The sequence below is a fragment of the Curvibacter sp. GW821-FHT01G03 genome (genome assembly GCF_059422285.1).
Genome location: NZ_JBWKWP010000001.1, coordinates 157,624 through 175,214, shown reverse-complemented (window position 1 = coordinate 175,214; position 17,591 = coordinate 157,624). Strand labels below are relative to the sequence as shown.

Sequence of the window (17,591 nt, the reverse complement as noted above, 5' to 3'; positions counted from 1 at the left end):
GGTCGGTCGGATTACTTGGCTGCGGCGGCTTCTTTGGCCGATGCCTTGGCCTTGGCCGTGGTGGCAACCGCCTGTTTCTTGGCGTTGATTTCGCCCAGGGCACGCTTGTATTCGGTCGGGAACACCTTCACGAACTTGGCGCGCGCCTCAGCCCAGCTGTCCAGCAGTTCGCGGGCGCGCTTGCTGCCGGTCCAACGGTGGTGGTCTTCCAGCAGCTTTTTGAGCTGGGCTTCGTCGGTCTGCTCGCGGTGCCAGACGGCACGGTCGATGCTGGCCTCTTGCTCGGCCGCCGGCAGCACCTTCTCGAGGGTCACCATGGCGGTGTTGCAACGGCTGGCAAAGCTGCCGTCGTCGTCATAGACGTAGGCAATGCCACCGCTCATGCCGGCAGCAAAGTTGCGGCCCGTCTTGCCCAGCACGGCCACGGTGCCACCGGTCATGTACTCGCAACCGTGGTCACCCGTGCCTTCGACCACGGCCGTGGCACCCGACAGACGCACGGCGAAACGCTCGCCGCCCACGCCGCTGAAGAAAGCCTCACCGCTGGTCGCACCGTACATGACGGTGTTGCCGACGATGATGTTGCGCGACGATTCACCGCGGAAGTCGATGCTCGGACGCACCACCACGCGGCCGCCCGACAAGCCCTTGCCGGTGTAGTCGTTGGCGTCACCGATCAAATACATGGTGATGCCGCGGGCCAGGAAGGCACCGAACGACTGACCACCCGTGCCTTCGAGCTGGATGCGAATCGTGTCGTCCGGCAGGCCTTCCGGGTGCACCTTGGTCAGGGCACCCGACAGCATGGCGCCGACCGAGCGGTTCACGTTGCGGGCCACTTCGATGAATTGGACCTTCTCACCCTTGTCGATGGCTGCGCGCGACTTGGCGATCAGCACATTGTCGAGGGCCTTGTCGAGGCCGTGGTCCTGGTTTTCGATGTGGAAGCGCGACACTTCCGGGCCCACCTGGGGCATGGCGAACAGGCGGCTGAAATCCAGGCCCTGGGCCTTCCAGTGCTCAACGCCCTTCTTCATGTCGAGCAGGTCCACGCGGCCGATCATGTCGTCGAACTTGCGGATGCCCAGTTGGGCCATGATCTGGCGCACTTCTTCGGCGATGAAGAAGAAGTAGTTCACCACGTGCTCGGGCTTGCCCGAGAACTTGGCGCGCAGCACCGGGTCTTGCGTGGCCACGCCCACCGGGCAGGTGTTCAGATGGCACTTGCGCATCATGATGCAGCCTTCGACCACCAGCGGGGCGGTGGCGAAGCCGAACTCATCAGCGCCCAGCAGTGCGCCGATGGCCACGTCGCGGCCCGTCTTCATCTGGCCGTCGGCCTGCACACGGATGCGGCTGCGCAGGCGGTTCAGCACCAGGGTCTGCTGGGTTTCGGCCAGGCCGATTTCCCACGGGCCGCCGGCGTGCTTGATCGAGGACCAGGGGGAGGCACCAGTGCCGCCGTCATGGCCGGCGATCACCACGTGATCGCTCTTGCACTTGGCCACGCCTGCCGCGATGGTGCCCACACCCACTTCAGACACCAGCTTGACGCTGATGCTGGAGTGGGGTGCCACGTTCTTCAGATCGTGGATCAGCTGGGCCAGATCTTCGATCGAGTAGATGTCGTGGTGCGGCGGGGGCGAAATCAGGCCCACACCGGGCACCGAGTAACGCAGCTTGCCGATGTACTCGGACACCTTGCCACCAGGCAGCTGGCCGCCTTCACCGGGCTTGGCACCCTGGGCCATCTTGATCTGGATCTGGTCGGCCGACGACAGGTATTCGGCGGTGACACCGAAGCGGCCCGAGGCCACTTGCTTGATCTTGGAGCGCAGCGAGTCGCCCGGCTGCAGCGGCAGATCGACCTCGACCTGCGATTCGCCGATCACGCTCTTGAGCGTGGCACCCTGGGCAATCGGGATGCCCTTGAGTTCCTGGCGGTAACGGGCCGGATCCTCACCGCCTTCACCGGTGTTGCTCTTGCCGCCAATGCGGTTCATGGCCACGGCAAGGGTCGCGTGGGCTTCGGTGGAGATCGAACCCAGCGACATCGCGCCGGTGGCGAAACGCTTGACGATTTCCTTGGCCGACTCGACCTCTTCCAGCGGAATGGCCTTGCTTGGATCGACCTTGAACTCGAACAGGCCGCGCAGGGTCATGTGACGACGCGACTGGTCGTTGACGAGCTGGGCGTATTCCTTGTAGGTGTTCCAGTTGTTGGCGCGGGTGCTGTGCTGCAGCTTGGCAATCGCGTCAGGCGTCCACATGTGCTCTTCGCCGCGGGCGCGCCAGGCGTACTCGCCGCCCGCATCCAGCATGGTGGCCAGCACCGGGTCGTCACCGAAGGCCGCCTTGTGCATGCGGATGGCTTCTTCGGCGATTTCAAACACGCCGATGCCCTCGACACGGCTGGCGGTGCCGGTGAAGTACTTGTTGACGGTCTCGGTGTTCAGGCCGATGGCCTCGAACAGCTGGGCACCGCAGTAGCTCATGTATGTGCTCACGCCCATCTTGGACATGATCTTGGACAGGCCCTTGCCAATCGCCTTGATGTAGTTGTAGATCGCCTTGTCGGCCGACAGGTCGCCCGGCAGGTCCTTGTGGATGACCTGCAGGGTTTCCATGGCGAGGTAGGGGTGCACGGCTTCAGCGCCGTAGCCTGCCAGCACGGCAAAGTGATGCACCTCGCGGGCGGTGCCGGTTTCGACCACCAGGCCGGCGGTGGTGCGAAGGCCCTCGCGCACCAGGTGCTGATGGATGGCCGAGAGGGCCAGCAGCGCGGGGATCGCCACCTGGGTGGCGCTGATGGCGCGGTCGCTGATGATCAGAATGTTGTGGCCGCTCTTGATGGCGTCCACGGCTTCGGCACACAGCGAGGCCAGCTTGGCTTCCACGCCTTCACGGCCCCACACCACGGGGTAGGTGATGTCGAGGGTGTAGCTGCGGAATTTGCCCTGGGTGGTCTTTTCGATGCTGCGCAGCTTGGCCATGTCGGCGAAGTCGAGCACCGGCTGGCTCACCTCAAGGCGCATCGGCGGGTTGACCTGGTTGATGTCCAGCAGGTTGGGCTTGGGGCCGATGAAGGACACCAGCGACATCACGATGGCTTCGCGAATCGGGTCGATCGGCGGGTTGGTCACCTGGGCAAACAACTGCTTGAAGTAGTTGTACAGCGGCTTGTTCTTGCTCGACAGCACGGCCAGCGGGCTGTCGTTGCCCATCGAGCCGATGCCCTCTTCACCGTTGGTGGCCATCGGGCTCATCAGGAACTTGATGTCTTCCTGGGTGGTGCCGAAGGCCTGTTGGCGGTCCAGCAGATCGGCACTGAAGGATTCAACGCCGGCCGCCTGCGGCTCGGTCGATTCGACAGAGCCCTGGGTAGCCGACTCGCCAGCCACCGGTGCCGCCACGTCGTCGAGGCGGATGCGCAGGTTTTCAATCCACTGCTTGTAGGGCTTGCTGTTGGCCAGACCGGCCTTGAGCTCTTCGTCGTCGATCATGCGGCCTTGCTCCAGATCGATCAGGAACATCTTGCCGGGTTGCAGACGCCACTTGCGCACGATCTTGTTCTCAGGCACGGGCAGCACGCCCGATTCGGAACCCATGATCACGAAATCGTCGTCGGTGATGCAGTAGCGCGAAGGGCGCAGGCCGTTGCGGTCCAGGGTGGCGCCGATCTGGCGGCCATCGGTGAACACGATCGAGGCCGGGCCGTCCCAGGGTTCGAGCATGGCTGCGTGGTACTCATAGAAGGCCTTGCGGCGCTCGTCCATGGTGGTGTGTTGCTCCCAGGGCTCGGGGATCATCATCATCACGGCCTGGCTGATCGGGTAACCCGACATGGTCAGCAGTTCCAGGCAGTTGTCGAAGGTGGCGGTGTCGGACTGGCTGGCAAAGCTGATCGGGTACAGCTTTTGCAGGTCAGCCCCCAGCACCGGCGAGGACATCACGCCTTCGCGGGCCTTCATCCAGTTGTAGTTGCCCTTGACGGTGTTGATTTCACCGTTGTGCGCCACATAGCGGTACGGGTGGGCCAGCGGCCATTCAGGGAAGGTGTTGGTCGAGAAGCGCTGGTGCACCAGGCCCAGGGCCGAGACGCAACGCTCGTCCTGCAGATCCATGTAGTAGGTGCCCACCTGGTCGGCCAGCAGCAGGCCCTTGTAGACCACGGTGCGGCTGGACATGCTGGGAACGTAGTATTCCTTGCTGTGCTTCAGGCCCAGGGCCTGGATGTTGGCACTGGCGGTCTTGCGGATCACGTACAGCTTGCGCTCCAGGGCGTCCTGCACGATCACGTCGTTGCCACGGCCGATGAAGACTTGGCGCAGCACCGGCTCTTTTTCACGCACGGCGGGCGACATCGGCATGTCGCGGTTCACCGGCACATCGCGCCAGCCCAGCAGCACCTGGCCTTCGGCCTTGATGGCGCGCTCCATCTCCTGCTCGCAGGCCAGGCGGGAAGCGTGCTCCTTGGGCAGGAAGATCATGCCCACGCCGTACTCGCCGGGCGGAGGCAAGGCCACGCCCTGCTTGGCCATTTCTTCGCGGTACAGCGCGTCGGGCAGCTGGATCAGGATGCCGGCGCCGTCGCCCATCAGCTTGTCGGCCCCCACGGCGCCGCGGTGGTCGAGGTTCTCGAGGATCTTCAGACCTTGCTGAACGATGGCGTGGCTCTTGACGCCTTTGATGTGGGCCACGAAACCGACGCCACAAGCGTCATGCTCGTTGGTCGCCGAATAGAGACCGTGTTGTTGGAGATGCTGAATCTCTGCAGCCTTCGTCATGGCATGTCCTGATCTGTGGGGCCAGTCGCTGGCCTGCCTGCAAAGGCAGCGCCGGCGCGACCCGGGTTACACGATATTTCGCGGGGAAGCGAAGGATAGTGCAGTGCAATAAAAATGCCAAGAAAATTAAATTGGGGTCAGATACCAATTTAAAAATCAGACAGTTTCGGCAGAATAAATTAGGGACAGATCAAATAGCCTCGTTGGGCGCCGCTTTGCGTGAGCCGGGTGGGCGCCCTGCAGGCACCCGCGTAAGGCGCCTTTCCACCTGGGCTTGCAGCTTCTGCACAAAGGCCGCATCGCCCAGCACCCAACCATGCTGGGTGGCCTGCCCCAAGGCCTGCAGATCGGCCGCGGACACCCCCTCGGCGACCTTGGCGGCGTAGGCCGCTTCTCGCGCGAAGGGCGTGTTGCCCAATTGCCAGTAAACCGGGTGGGCCACCAGGCGGCGATCGGACTGCCGCCCAATGTGGTGCGGGTGGCTGGACCATTCGTAGGCCTGGGGCTCGGCCACCAGCCCTTCGCGCACCGGCATGGTGTCCATGCCCACCATGCAGGGGATCAGGTAGCGCTCGGGCTGCAGCACGGTGGACCGGTAGCGACCCTCCCAAAGGGTGCCGCTGCGGCCGTGGCGCAGGTTGAACTGACGGGTGTATTTGCGCCCCACCGCCTGCATGAAGCGCGACAGGCTGTCGGCCGTGGTCGGGGTGAGCAGCAACTGCACGCTCTGCGGCAACAGCACCCAGGCATGCAAAGCCACCCCACACTCGGCGGCATAGGCGCTGAGGGCCTCCAGCCACTCCCGCCGATCCACATCGTCGACAAACACCGCCTGTCCGTTGTTGCCGCGCAGCAGCACGTGATGGGGCAGGCCCGGGATGGACAGGCGAGGCAGACGGGCCATGGAGGGACGCTTGCGACCCTCAGGCCGGCAAGGGGTAGCGGCTGTCTTGCAAGGACTGCAGGCCGAACTCGGCCAGCAAGGCCTGCAGGCGCTCGGCGGCGCTGCGCTTCTTCTGGCCGGTGTAGCGGGCCAGGATCAGCTCGTTCTTCATGCTGTGCTCCCAGCCCACCAGTTCGGTGACCGTGACTTGGTAGCCACAGGCTTCCAGGTACAGGCAGCGCAACACATTGGTGATCTGGCTGCCCATTTCTCGGGTGTGCAGGGGATGGCGCCACAGTTCAGCCAGCGGGGTGCGCGACAGCGTCAAGGCCTTGCTCTCGCGCAGGCAACTGGCCACCTCGGCCTGGCAACAGGGCACCAGAACCATGAAACGGGCCTTCTTTTGCAAGCCGAAGGCAATGGCGTCGTCGGTGGCCGTGTCGCAGGCATGCAGGGCCGTGACCACATCGATCTGCTCAGGCAGGCGCTGGTCGGTGGTGGCCTCGGCCACCGTGGTATTGACGAAAGCCATGCGATCAAAACCCAGGCGCTGCGCCAGGGCCTGCGAACGCTGCACCAACTCGGCACGGGTTTCCACACCATAGATGTGCCCTCGCCCCAGCGCCTTGAAGTACAGGTCGTAGATGATGAAGCCCAGGTAGGACTTTCCGGCACCGTGGTCGGCCAGCGAAGGGCCCTGCTCGGATGGCGGCAACTCCTGGAGCAGCTTCTCGATGAATTGGAACAGGTGGTAGACCTGCTTGAGCTTGCGGCGCGAATCCTGGTTGAGGCGCCCCTCGCGGGTGAGGATGTGCAGCTCCTTGAGCAGCTCGATTGACTGCCCTGGCTTGAGTTCGGCCGCCAACGCGGCATCGGCGTCCACCGCTTGTTTGCCGCCCTTTTTCGGGCGGGAGGTGTGAGCGCTTGCGGTTTTCTGGGTCATGGGGTGTTCGGGCTCGCGCCCACATTCAGGGCGGCCCAGCCGTCATGGCCGAGTTTTTCCAGGGTTTCAATGTTGCGTTCGTAAATCATCTCTGCCTCGGGGAAAACAGCCACCGCCCGATCAATGCTGGATTCACGCAGCAGGTGCAGCGTGGGGTAAGGGCCGCGATTGGTGCAGTTGCTGATGTCATCGACCTGGGTGCCCGCAAACTGGAATTGTGGATGGAAGCTGGCCACCTGCAAGATGCCATCCAGTTCCAGTGACGCCAGCACGTCGTCGGCCTGGGCGCAGAAATCATTGAAATCCAAAAAATCGGCCAGTGCATCGGGCATGACCAGCAAGGTGGTGTCGCGCTGCTCGGGATCAGACTCGGCCAAAGCCTGCAACTCCGTGGCCAGCGTGGCCAGCAAGGCCTCCGCATCGGCATTGAAGTCGACCACGTAGTGCACCTGGTTTTTCACGTGCACCGACTTGGCAAAAGGGCACAGGTTCAGGCCGATGACGGCCTGCTCCAGCCAGCGCCGGGTGTCCGCCACCACCTGATCATGGCGGGTTTCAAGGGAATTCATAAAAAGGCTCCAGCCTGGCCGACGATGAGGCGGGCCAGTTCGTCCAGGAGGACACTGTTGATGCGCTGCACCGGGTGGCGCACCTGCGCCACCTCGAAGCCGCGCAGGTTGGCGGTGCGGAAATGGATCTCGCCCGCCTCGTGATCGGCCGTGGCGCGCACGCTGCCAAAGGCCTGGGTCTGGTAGTCAAAACGAAGCGCCAACAGGCTGCTCTTCTCGGGATGGCGCACCTCATGACGTTCGTGCCGCACCTGCCCCACCGACAGTCGACTCGTGACGCGCTCCAGATCCGGCGGAAAGTTGACGCTGACCGAGGTGGCCAGGGGCTTGCCCTCGCGCGGGTTGATGACCCAGCCCAGGGCCACGTGGTCATAGACCTCGCGGTTCATCCAGAACTTCTTGCGCGCATCAGAGCGAAAATCCACCAGACACATCTCAGGCCAGGCCTGGCGGTTGTCCAGCGACAGCGTGGGGCCCGGCGGCACGATCACATTGAGTTGCCGCGCCAATTCGTTGAAATAGCGCCAGACGGTCTCGCAGGCCTGCTCGGTCTGCGCAATGCGGCCGGCCAGGTCCTGCTGCTGGGTGCTGCGCTGGCTTTGCAGGGCATGGGCCTGGGATTTGAGCTGATCGAGAAAACTCACCGGTTCACCGTGATGGGGCAGAGCCGCCCATTTTAGGGGGCCCGCCCGCCCGCAGGTGGCAAACCCGAGTTCAGCGCCGTGGCTGCAGACGGCTCAGCCCGTGGGCGAGTGCGATGCCCGCCAAGGAACACAGCCCGGTGATCACCCAGGTCCATTGCCAGCCGCCCACCCGGGCGGCCAACAGCCCCACCAGCGGCGGCGAAAGGAACTGCCCCAGCGAAGAGCATTGCTGCATCCAGCCCACGGTGGTAGAGATCGTGTCTTCATCGGGTGCATGGCGCACCGCTTGCGCAAACAAGGTGCCGGGAATGAGGCCACCCACCATGGAAAAGAACAGCACGGCCCCCATGCGCACCGGCAGCCCCACAGGCCAGACATCCTGAAACGCCAGCCAGGCGCCCAACCCCATCACCGCGTAACCACCGCTGAGCAGACGCGACGGCGCTACGCCCCGGGCCTGCAAGGGCCCTGACGCCAGGTTACCGAGCATGTTGACCGCCGCCAGACCTGCTGTGACCCAGGCCACCGCCGCCAGCGACCACCCGGCCTGCTGCACGATGGAAGGCAGAAAACCGATCACTGCCAGCCATTGGCCCGAATACACCGCGAAAGCCCCCGCCACCAGCCAGGGGCCGGTGCCCGTCCAGGTGCGGCGAAGGCGCGCGGCCAGCGCCGCCCCTTGCAGACCGACGCCCCCCGCCGGGTCTGGCGGGACCACCGCCGCCACCCACAAGGCCATCGCACCGGTGCAGGCGGAGGCGAGCCACCACCAGGATGCCCAGCCCCAGGCGGGGATCAGCGCCGGCCCCAGCAGCAGGGCCACGCTGGTGGCCAGGGGCATGTAAGTCCCCCACACCCCCAGCATCAGCGGCATGCGTGATGGCAGCACCAGCCGCCGCACCAAGGCAGCAGCCGGCATGGTCGCCATCAGAAAACCCAGACCCTCCAGGGCGCGCAAGGCCAGCAAGGCCTCAAAGCCCGAGCCCGCCGGCCCTCCAGCGCTGGACAGCGTGAGCAGCCACAGGCCGGTGAGCATGCAGCGCCGCAAACCCCAGCCGTCAGCCAGAACGCCCATCACGGCCCCCAGCAGCATGCCCGCCCCCTGGACGGTGGACAGCAACCAGCCCGCCTGGGCCAGGGAAAGGCCGAGCGATTCACGCAGCGTCGGCAATGCAGGGGCCAACTTGGCGACGTGCAGGGCCGCCGCCACCCCAGCCAAGATGACCACCCCCGCAGGCCCGGGCAAGCGAGGCCAGGGCGCTTTCATGAAAGCAGGCGCTGGCCGGTCAGCCGTTCGTGCTCGCGCAGGGCAAATCGGTCGGTCATGCCGGCAATGAAATCCGCCACGGCCCGCGGCACATCAGGGCGGCGGGCAAAGCGTTCGCGCATCTCAGCCGGGCGGGCCAGGTAGAGATCGAAAAGTTCATGGACCACCTGGCGGGCGCGGCCCGTGGTCTCCATCACATTGGGATGGCGGTACAGGTTCTTGAACAGAAACTGCTTGAGCTGGGTGGATTCGGCCCGCATGCCGGGCGTGAAGCCCAACAAGGGCGGGAGGTGCCGGACCTCGTCAACACTGCCTGGTCCGCTTTGGGCCAAGGCCGCGCGGGTGGCGTCGATCACGTCATACACCTGCTGGCTCAACATGCGTCGGATCGACTCATAGAGCAGGCGCCGGCCCGCCCCCGGTTCAGCCAGGGCCGGAAACTCGTCCAACGTTTGCAGCCGAAAGCGCTCAAACAAGGGCACCGCCTGCAATTGATCCAGCGTGATCAGGCCCGAGCGCACGCCGTCGTCGATGTCGTGGGCGTTGTAAGCGATTTCATCGGCGAGATTGCACAACTGCGCCTCCAGACTGGGCTGGGTTCGCTCCAGAAAGCGCTGCCCCACCCCACCGGGTTCGCGTTGTTCGAGCTTGCGCGCATGGGCGGCAGAACAGTGCTTGAGAATGCCCTCACGGGTTTCAAAGCTCAGGTTCAGGCCGTTGTAGCGTGGGTACCGCTCCTCCAGCTCATCCACCACGCGCAGGCTCTGCAGGTTGTGCTCAAAGCCTGCATCGGCGTCCGGCTGCCTGTGGGCGCGCACACACTCGTCCAGCGCATCCTGGCCGGCGTGGCCAAAGGGGGTGTGCCCCAGGTCATGGGCCAGGGCAATGGCCTCCACCAGGTCTTCGTTCAGGCCCAGCGAACGCGCCACCGAGCGGCCCAACTGTGCCACCTCCAGCGAGTGCGTCATGCGGGTGCGAAACAGGTCGCCTTCATGATTCAGAAACACCTGGGTCTTGTAGACCAGGCGGCGAAACGCCGTGGAGTGGACGATGCGGTCGCGGTCGCGCTGAAACTCGGAGCGCGTGGGGGCCGGCACCTCGGGGTACAGGCGCCCCCGGCTCTGGCTGGGGTGGCAGGCAAACGGTGCCAGGGCCTGCTCCCCAGGCGCTGGCAGGCTCAGGGGCAGCGCCGACATGGCTCAGGCCACCCCGCAACTGGCGTCAATCACCTCACGCACCAGCGTGTCGGGCGCGCCGCGCACCGTGGCCCGGCCCGGGCCGTCGATCAGCACGAACTTGATCTCGCCGGCTTCGGCCTTCTTGTCGACCCGCATCAGGGACAGGTAACGGCCGGCGTTGTCGGCGGCATCGAGCACCGGTGCCACCACCGGCAGACCGGCCGCGGCAATCAAGGCGGTCAGGCGGGCCACCCAGGCCTCATCCACCAGGCCCAGGCGCTGCGACAGCCGCGCAGCCATGACCATGCCGCAGCCCACGGCCTCGCCATGCAGCCATTCACCATAGCCCAGACCGGCCTCGATGGCATGGCCAAAGGTGTGACCGAAGTTGAGGATGGCGCGCAGGCCCGACTCTCGCTCGTCGACGCCCACGACATGGGCCTTGATCTCACAACTGCGACGCACGGCATGGGCCAGCAAATCGACCTCGCGACGGCGCAGGCCTGGCATGTGGGTTTCGATCCAGTCCAGGAACGCGGTGTCGGCAATCGGGCCGTATTTGATGATCTCAGCCAGACCGGCGCTGAGCTCCCGCTCAGGCAGGGTGGCCAGGGTGCCAAGGTCACAAATCACCCGCTGCGGCTGATAGAACGCCCCGATCATGTTCTTGCCCTGCGGGTGGTTGATGGCGGTCTTGCCACCCACCGATGAATCGACCTGCGCAAGCAAGGTGGTCGGCACCTGAACAAAGGGCACACCGCGCATGTAGGCGGCAGCAGCAAAGCCGGTCATGTCGCCCACCACGCCGCCGCCCAAGGCATAGACCACGGTTTTGCGGTCACAGCCGTGGCCCAGCAGGGCGTCGAAGATCAGGTTCAGGGTTTCCCAGGTCTTGAAGGCCTCGCCATCGGGCAACACCACCTCATGCAGATGGGCATGGCGCCCCGCCAGGGCCTGCTTCAAGGGGGCCAGGTACAGCGGTGCCACGGTGGTGTTGGTGACAATCAGTGCCGCGCTGCTGGCCGGCAAGCCTTCATAGGCAGCGGACTGGCCCAGCAAGCCGGAGCCGATCAGGATGTCGTAGCTGCGATCGCCCAGTTCAATCGAAATGCGGGCGGCAGGTGCGGGCTGAGACGTCATCGGAATCCATCCAGAAATAATCGGTGAGAAAGCAACAATCAAGCGTTGGGGAAGGCGCGTCCAGCCTGCAAGCTGCAGCTTCAGCGCCCGCGCAGGCGCTGGGTCCAGCGCCGCCGACCCTCAGAGTTTAGGCGCTGAGGCCGAAACCCCGGGGGTCGCGAGGTCGAGCTGCATCGAAATCATGTTGACCAAGGCCGCCACGCTGGGTCGGCCGGTCTCGACCACAAAGCCGGCGGCTTCGCGGTAAAGCGGGTCGCGCTCGGCATACAACTCCTTGAGCTTGCGCAAGGGATCAGCCACCTGCAGCAGCGGCCGGGTGGTGTCGTGGCGCAGGCGCCGGTAGATGTCTTCCGGGCTGGCCCGCAGGTAGATCACACAAGGGGCGGCGCGCAGCAACTCGCGATTGGCCGGGCGCAGCACGATGCCGCCACCGGTGGACACCACGCCATGTTCATGCGCAATGCATTCAGCCAGCGCCTGCTGCTCGCGCTCACGAAAGGCCGCCTCGCCCTGAGCTTCAAAGTATTCGCGGATCGAACAACCCAGCCGAGCCTCCAGCAAATGATCCGTGTCGAAAAAGGACACCCCCAGCCGCCGCGCCAGTTGGCGCCCGACAGTTGATTTGCCGGAGCCCGGCATGCCGATCAGGACACAAAGCATGAGTTTCGAGGTGGACCTGGGCCTGCATCAGGGCAAGCCGCAAAAATGAAAACGCCTGGCAACCGAGGTTGCCAGGCGGTTGGATGCGCTGAGTTTAGTGGTTTGGGACCAACATCAGAACTTGTAAGTAGCGCTGGTAACCGATCCCGCGGGTGTGGTCACCGTGAAAGTGAGCGAGCAAGAGGTGGCAGGATCAGAGAACGACACCACCACACTGACCGGAGAAATCGAATCCGGCGTTTTGGTTCTGGACATGAAGACCTTCGGCGTCGTCGTCACGGTGGAGGGGCAGGATATCGAATTTGAAAGCACGCTATTGCTGGGCATGGCGTTGTTCAAATCATCCGAGACCAAAATTGTGATGCCGGACGCAGAAGCATTGGAGGCTGTCAATGTGGCATAGGAACTAGCCCAGTTCATCGTCACGCCCAAACGAACTCGAATAGAGCTTGTCCATGCGTTGTCGCAGGTGTTTGGAATCATGTACGGAATCACAGTGGAATTGGTCACCGCGCAGGCGACCGTTCCAATGGTTCCTCCCGCAATAGGTTGGTCTGCCGTCGCGCTGTAGGCCGAGGCCTTGGCGTCCTTGGGCAGGTATGCCTGACCTTCGTCATAGAACGGCTCCCCAAGGTCGTATTGATTGTTGCCATTCACATCGACGAAGTCTTCCTCGCCATCAAGGTAGGCCAGTACCGTGAACCAGCCATTGGCGGGACGAGCGGCTGCGGATGTCCAAACCGCAGTGCACTGTGATGCGCTGTTGACAATCGCAACAGTACAGGTGCCGGAAATCTGGCCATGAGAGGCGATCAAATTCACCACCGTGCCGGCAGGAATCGGGTTACCCATTCGATCAGACAAAAGCACGGTTATCGTGGCCTGAACTCCCTGAATGATCGAGGAGCCACCGGGAGAAGCCTCCACACTGAGAGGCAAGGAAGCAATCGACGAGCGCAATTGCGTTGGCCGACCATTGGTCACGGCCAAACCCACCGATGTTGCAGTGAGGCTGGTGTTGGATGCGGAAGTCGCTGTGACCAACACGGGGGTCGGCAAAGTGCCTGATGCAATGTTCACCGATACCAACCCATTTTGGTCCGTCGTCAACGTCTGAACACCCGTCGTGCTGACCCCATTGACAATGAAGGTCACGCCAGCACTGATGGATTGGGCATTCAAGCTCAAATTGACTGACTGGCCCGACACCCCCACGCCCTGGCCATTGGCCAGCTTAAAGACCACCGTCGACAGCTTGGTGCCTGTGCTCGCATTGGTGACCACGATCGAGGTGGGTGTCGCCGACACGAACGAGAGTGAAGCAGCCACGCTGGTGGAGGTGACCTGGTAGGACACACCAGGCGAAGAGTAAGACGTGCCGTTCACCGATGCAGAGGCCTGGACACTGCCCGCCCCGGTCAAGGTCAGCGGCACGATCTGTACCGTGGCCACACCATTGGCATCAGTCAGCGCGCTGGTCGGTGAAATGGTGGCCAAGGTACTGTCCGTGGTGAAGGACACCACGAGATTGGAAATGGGTGCACTGGTCGCGTCCAGCACCGTTACCTTGGCCTTGTAGCTGGAACCCGTCAGAAATGTGCGGGGCGTTGACAACGCCACGCCCGAAGAATCCGTCAGAGCCAAAGACAAGGTTGGCGTTCCCGTCGCCGCCGATGGGGTGACCTGGTAGGAGGCAGCCGTGCCAGTGATGGTGGTCGCTGTCGTGGCGCCTGACGCGGTGTAAGACATCGAAGCCCCCACCGAACCAGCCCCGGCCACGGACAGAGGCGTCATCTTCACACTGGCCACACCTGTCGAATCCGTCAGCGCGGTAGGCGCAGCCAGGGTCACCAGGGTGCTGTCAGTGGTAAAGGTGATCACCTGATTGGCAATCGGGTTGCCCGAAGCGTCGAGTGCCTTGGCCTGAGCCAGGTAGAACAGCCCAGCCTTGAGTGTGTGCGGTGTGGCCAGAGCCGCGCCCGACGAATCCGCGAGCGTGACCACCAGGGTGGCCTTGGTCGTTGAACCCGACGACCCGCTGCTAGAGGTGCCCGCACTGCCGCCGCCGCCACCGCAAGCGGCCAGCAAGAACGCTGCCAGCAGCACGAATAGATATTTCACATATTTCACAAACATACCTCCATCCCCGAATCAACGGTTGGTCGCACGATCCGACACCATCTTCGGGGTGATGAACACCAGCATTTCCTGCTTGTTGACCGACTTGGTCTTGGTCTTGAAAAGATTGCCCATCACCGGGATGTCCCCGAGGACGGGCACCTTGGCCTCACTGTCTGACTCCGTCAGTTCAAAAATCCCGCCAATGACCACGGTGCCGCCATTCTCGACCAGCACCTGGGTCTTGATGTGCTTGGTGTTGATGGCAATACCCTGAGCCGTCGTTTCGCCCTTGCTGTCCTTGTTGATGTCCAGCTCGAGAATGATGTTGCCTTCGGGCGTGATCTGAGGGGTCACTTCGAGCTTCAGGTTGGCCTTGCGGAAGGCCACCGAAGTGGCACCGCTGGACGTGGCCTGTTGATAGGGGAATTCCGTACCTTGCTCGATCAGCGCCTTGGTCTGGTCCGCCGTGATGACGCGCGGGCTGGACACCACCTTGCCCTTGCCGTCCGCCTCCAGGGCCGAGATTTCCAGGTTCAGGAAGCGGTTGGCGGCCGAGTTGAAGATCGACAAGGCAAACGAAGAGGCCGTGTAGCCTCCCTGCCCGGTGGCCGGCAAGTTCACAAAACTGGTGTTGGTCGTGGTCATGACGTTTGAACTTTCCGTGGTGGTGGACGACACCGCGTCATAGGACCCCCCGACGGCCACCCGATTGCCGTTGCCGATCGAATACCCCGCATCGCCACCGCGCACGCCGCGCAAGTCACTGCCGCCCAGGCGCACGCCCAGGGAGCGACCGAAGGTATCCGACGCCTCGACGATGCGTGCCTCAATCAGGACCTGCCGCACCGGGATGTCGAGCTTGGTCAGCAACTCCTGCACCTCATTGAGCTTCTTGGCGGTGTCGGTCACAAACAGTTGGTTGGTACGAGGCTCGGCAATCACACTGCCGCGCTCGGACAGAAAACGAGTCACCCCCCCCACAGCGCCGCTTCCCACCCCCACCCCGACAGCCGCACCCCGCAATTGCAAGACCATGTCGGTGGCTCGGGCGTAGTTGAGCTGGAACGACTGTGTGCGAAGCGGCTCCAGCCGTTCGATGGCCTGCAAGGCCTCCAGGTCTTTCTTGGTGCGGGCATCCAGCTCATCGCGCGGGGCGATCCAAAGCACGTTGCCAGCCTTGCGCATGCCCAGGCCCTTGGAGTCCATGATGATCTGCAAGGCTTGGTCCCAGGGCACATCCTTGAGACGCAGGGTGAGGTTGCCCGAGACGGTGTCGGAAGTGACGATGTTGAAGTTGGTGAAGTCCGCAATCACCTGCAGCAGCGACCGGACATCGATGCTCTGGAAGTTCAGAGACAGCTTCTCGCCCGAATAGGTCGGCCCCTGCAGCAGCTTGCTGGTGTCGACCTTCTTGAGACGCACCTCGACCACGAACTGATCGTCGCTCTGATAGGCCGAATGCTCCCAGTCACCCTTGGGCTCGATCAGCACACGCACACGGTCACCCACCTGGGTGGAGGTGATCAACTGGACTGGCGTGCCGAAGTCTGACACGTCAATGCGCCGACGCAGGCCTTCCGGCAGCGAGGACTTCTGGAACTCGACCACCAGGCTCTGGCCTTGCACCTTGAGGTCCACACCCGTCTGGTTGTTCGGCAGACTGACGACCACGCGACCGGCACTGTCGTTGCCACGGCGGAAGTCAATGTCCTTGAGTGGCAACACATCGTCGTTGTGCGACTCGGCAAAGGACGACGAGACCGTGGTGCCGGTGTTGGCACTGGCCACCACCGGCTCGAAGGTCACCAAAACCGACTTGCCCACCACCTGGGTGCTGTAGGCCTGGTAGCGCTTCAGATTCAACACCATGCGGGTGCGATCAGAGGCCTGGATCACATTGACGGACTTGACGTTGCCCTGCGTGAACTCGACCACGTTTTTCTGCAATGCACTCCCGACCACGGGCAGGTCGAGTGCGACGCGGGCCGGCGACTGGATGCCAAACCCGTTCAGCCGGAAATTCACGGCTTCAGAGAAATCGAAGCGGACCACTTCGGCACCAGAATGGGACGAGACCGAGATGGCTTTCAGTGTCTGAGTCTCCTGGGCCCTCAGACCGCTGACCGAAACCATCAGGCCCAGCGAGAAAATCAGCCGCAGCGCCAACTTTATAAAGTGATTCATTTTCATTTTCCCCGCTCCTGCAATTGCAGAGAGGCCGGTCGCTCGATCCAATCACCCGAGGAGTCCTGGACCACCTCGCGCAATTGGACTTCGGTCTCGGTGATTTTCATGATTCGGCCAAAATTCTGCCCCAGATAATTGCCGACCTTGACCTGGTACAAGAGGTTGTCGATGCGCAGCAGCGCCACGGGAACACCCCCTTTTTGCATGCTGCCCACCATGGCCATCGAATCCAGCGGCATCATTTCCAGCGCCTCTTTGCGCCTGGCCATTTCCGGCGCAATGATGGCCATATTGCCCGGCGAAGCGGACTCACGCTTCAACGCCTGGGTGAGTTTCTGGACATTGAAGGGGTCCATGGCATCTGCCCCCTGGTATTCCTGGGGAATGAACTTCTTCGGCTCGGAAATCGGCACCACCTTGGGCCGACTCTGGGCCCTCTGCTCAGCCATCCAGGTGCTGATCTCCGACTCGTTGGAGCTGCACGCCGCCAAGGTCGCCGTGGCCACCACAAGCAAAGGCCAGAGGGATTGCAGTGACCTGTTCATTTGCCCCCCTTGGCTTGGCGCTGGCTCGCCACTTCATCCGGATCAAGGTATCGGAAGGTCCGGGCCGTGGCATCCATCACCAGCGCCCCATCCTTGCCCGGGCTCAGTGTCAGATTGTTCAGGGTCACAATGCGGGACAGATGGGCCACATCGGAAGCGAAAAACCCGATGTCGTGGTATTTGCCGGTGACACGGATCGAGATCGGCAACTCGGCGTAATACTCTTTCACCGCCATCTGACCGGGGCGAAACAGTTCGAACTGCAGACTGCGCCCCAAACCAGCCTGATTGATGTCCGACAGCAAGGCCGACATTTCCGCCTTGCCTGGCAATTGCTTTTCCAATTGATTCACATATTGCAGAACCTGCTCGCGCTGCTTTTTCAGTGCGTCCAAATTCACCGCCTTGGTCAGCTTGGCACTGAAATCCGTCTTGAGCTTCTCTTCGGTCAGCACTTCCTGTTCCAGCTCAGCCTGGAAATCGGTGAGCCAGGCGAACCAGGCCACGATGACCACCGCAGCAGCGGCGCACACAAAGGTCAGATAGCGCGGAAACGCCGGCCAGGCCGAGGGGTCTTTGGGATCGAGATCGGAAAATTGGGATTTGGCCTGCTCGAACAGAGCCGGCAAGTCAATTGAGAATTTGGTGTTGATCGCCATCGTGAGAC

The 17,591-nt window shown here is 63.1% G+C and carries 13 protein-coding genes; all 13 read right to left on the bottom strand.

Translation table 11 applies throughout. The features are described 5' to 3' along the window. Nucleotides 1–11: 11 nt before the first annotated feature. The 13 genes from AC07VS_RS00770 to AC07VS_RS00710 all read right to left on the bottom strand — a co-directional run bounded on the left by AC07VS_RS00770 (nucleotide 12) and on the right by AC07VS_RS00710 (nucleotide 17,583). A complete protein-coding gene (locus tag AC07VS_RS00770) occupies nucleotides 12–4,787 on the bottom strand; it encodes a glutamate synthase-related protein (RefSeq protein ID WP_492347296.1) in 4,776 nt (1,591 codons plus the stop codon). A 190-nt stretch (nucleotides 4,788–4,977) separates the two neighbouring features. Beyond that, a complete protein-coding gene (locus AC07VS_RS00765; RefSeq protein ID WP_494749965.1) occupies nucleotides 4,978–5,691 on the bottom strand; it encodes a transposase in 714 nt (237 codons plus the stop codon). 19 nt (nucleotides 5,692–5,710) lie between these two features. Next, nucleotides 5,711–6,613 (bottom strand): class I SAM-dependent methyltransferase, encoded by a 903-nt coding sequence (locus tag AC07VS_RS00760; RefSeq protein WP_492347298.1) that lies wholly within the window; start codon nucleotides 6,611–6,613, stop codon nucleotides 5,711–5,713. Further along, nucleotides 6,610–7,182, bottom strand: coding sequence for a DUF1415 domain-containing protein (locus AC07VS_RS00755; RefSeq protein WP_494749964.1), 573 nt, complete (start codon nucleotides 7,180–7,182; stop codon nucleotides 6,610–6,612). The genes AC07VS_RS00760 and AC07VS_RS00755 overlap by 4 nt, the downstream gene beginning before the upstream one ends. Continuing rightward, nucleotides 7,179–7,826, bottom strand: a complete 648-nt coding sequence (locus AC07VS_RS00750) for a hypothetical protein (protein ID WP_494749963.1) — start codon at nucleotides 7,824–7,826, stop codon at nucleotides 7,179–7,181. The genes AC07VS_RS00755 and AC07VS_RS00750 overlap by 4 nt, the downstream gene beginning before the upstream one ends. 70 nt (nucleotides 7,827–7,896) lie before the next feature. Beyond that, nucleotides 7,897–9,093 carry an MFS transporter gene (locus AC07VS_RS00745; RefSeq protein ID WP_494749962.1) on the bottom strand — a complete coding sequence of 399 codons (1,197 nt, stop codon included), beginning with the start codon at nucleotides 9,091–9,093 and terminating at the stop codon, nucleotides 7,897–7,899. After that, complete coding sequence (locus AC07VS_RS00740) at nucleotides 9,090–10,289, bottom strand: deoxyguanosinetriphosphate triphosphohydrolase (protein WP_494749961.1); 1,200 nt, start codon at nucleotides 10,287–10,289, stop codon at nucleotides 9,090–9,092. The genes AC07VS_RS00745 and AC07VS_RS00740 overlap by 4 nt, the downstream gene beginning before the upstream one ends. Before the next feature lie 3 nt (nucleotides 10,290–10,292). After that, nucleotides 10,293–11,411, bottom strand: coding sequence for a 3-dehydroquinate synthase (aroB, locus tag AC07VS_RS00735; RefSeq protein WP_494749960.1), 1,119 nt, complete (start codon nucleotides 11,409–11,411; stop codon nucleotides 10,293–10,295). A gap of 120 nt (nucleotides 11,412–11,531) precedes the next feature. Continuing rightward, entirely contained in the window at nucleotides 11,532–12,071 is a 540-nt protein-coding gene (locus AC07VS_RS00730; protein WP_492347304.1) for a shikimate kinase, read from the bottom strand. Nucleotides 12,072–12,185: 114 nt separating this feature from the next. Beyond that, nucleotides 12,186–14,207, bottom strand: coding sequence for an Ig-like domain-containing protein (locus tag AC07VS_RS00725; protein WP_494749959.1), 2,022 nt, complete (start codon nucleotides 14,205–14,207; stop codon nucleotides 12,186–12,188). A 15-nt stretch (nucleotides 14,208–14,222) separates the two neighbouring features. After that, a complete protein-coding gene (locus AC07VS_RS00720) occupies nucleotides 14,223–16,382 on the bottom strand; it encodes a type IV pilus secretin PilQ (RefSeq protein ID WP_492347306.1) in 2,160 nt (719 codons plus the stop codon). Continuing rightward, nucleotides 16,379–16,924: a pilus assembly protein PilP gene (locus AC07VS_RS00715; RefSeq protein WP_494749958.1), complete on the bottom strand. Its 546-nt coding sequence runs from the start codon at nucleotides 16,922–16,924 to the stop codon at nucleotides 16,379–16,381. The genes AC07VS_RS00720 and AC07VS_RS00715 overlap by 4 nt, the downstream gene beginning before the upstream one ends. Then, nucleotides 16,921–17,583, bottom strand: coding sequence for a type IV pilus inner membrane component PilO (locus tag AC07VS_RS00710; protein ID WP_492347308.1), 663 nt, complete (start codon nucleotides 17,581–17,583; stop codon nucleotides 16,921–16,923). Before AC07VS_RS00710 ends, AC07VS_RS00715 begins: the two co-directional genes overlap by 4 nt. Nucleotides 17,584–17,591 lie beyond the last annotated feature (8 nt).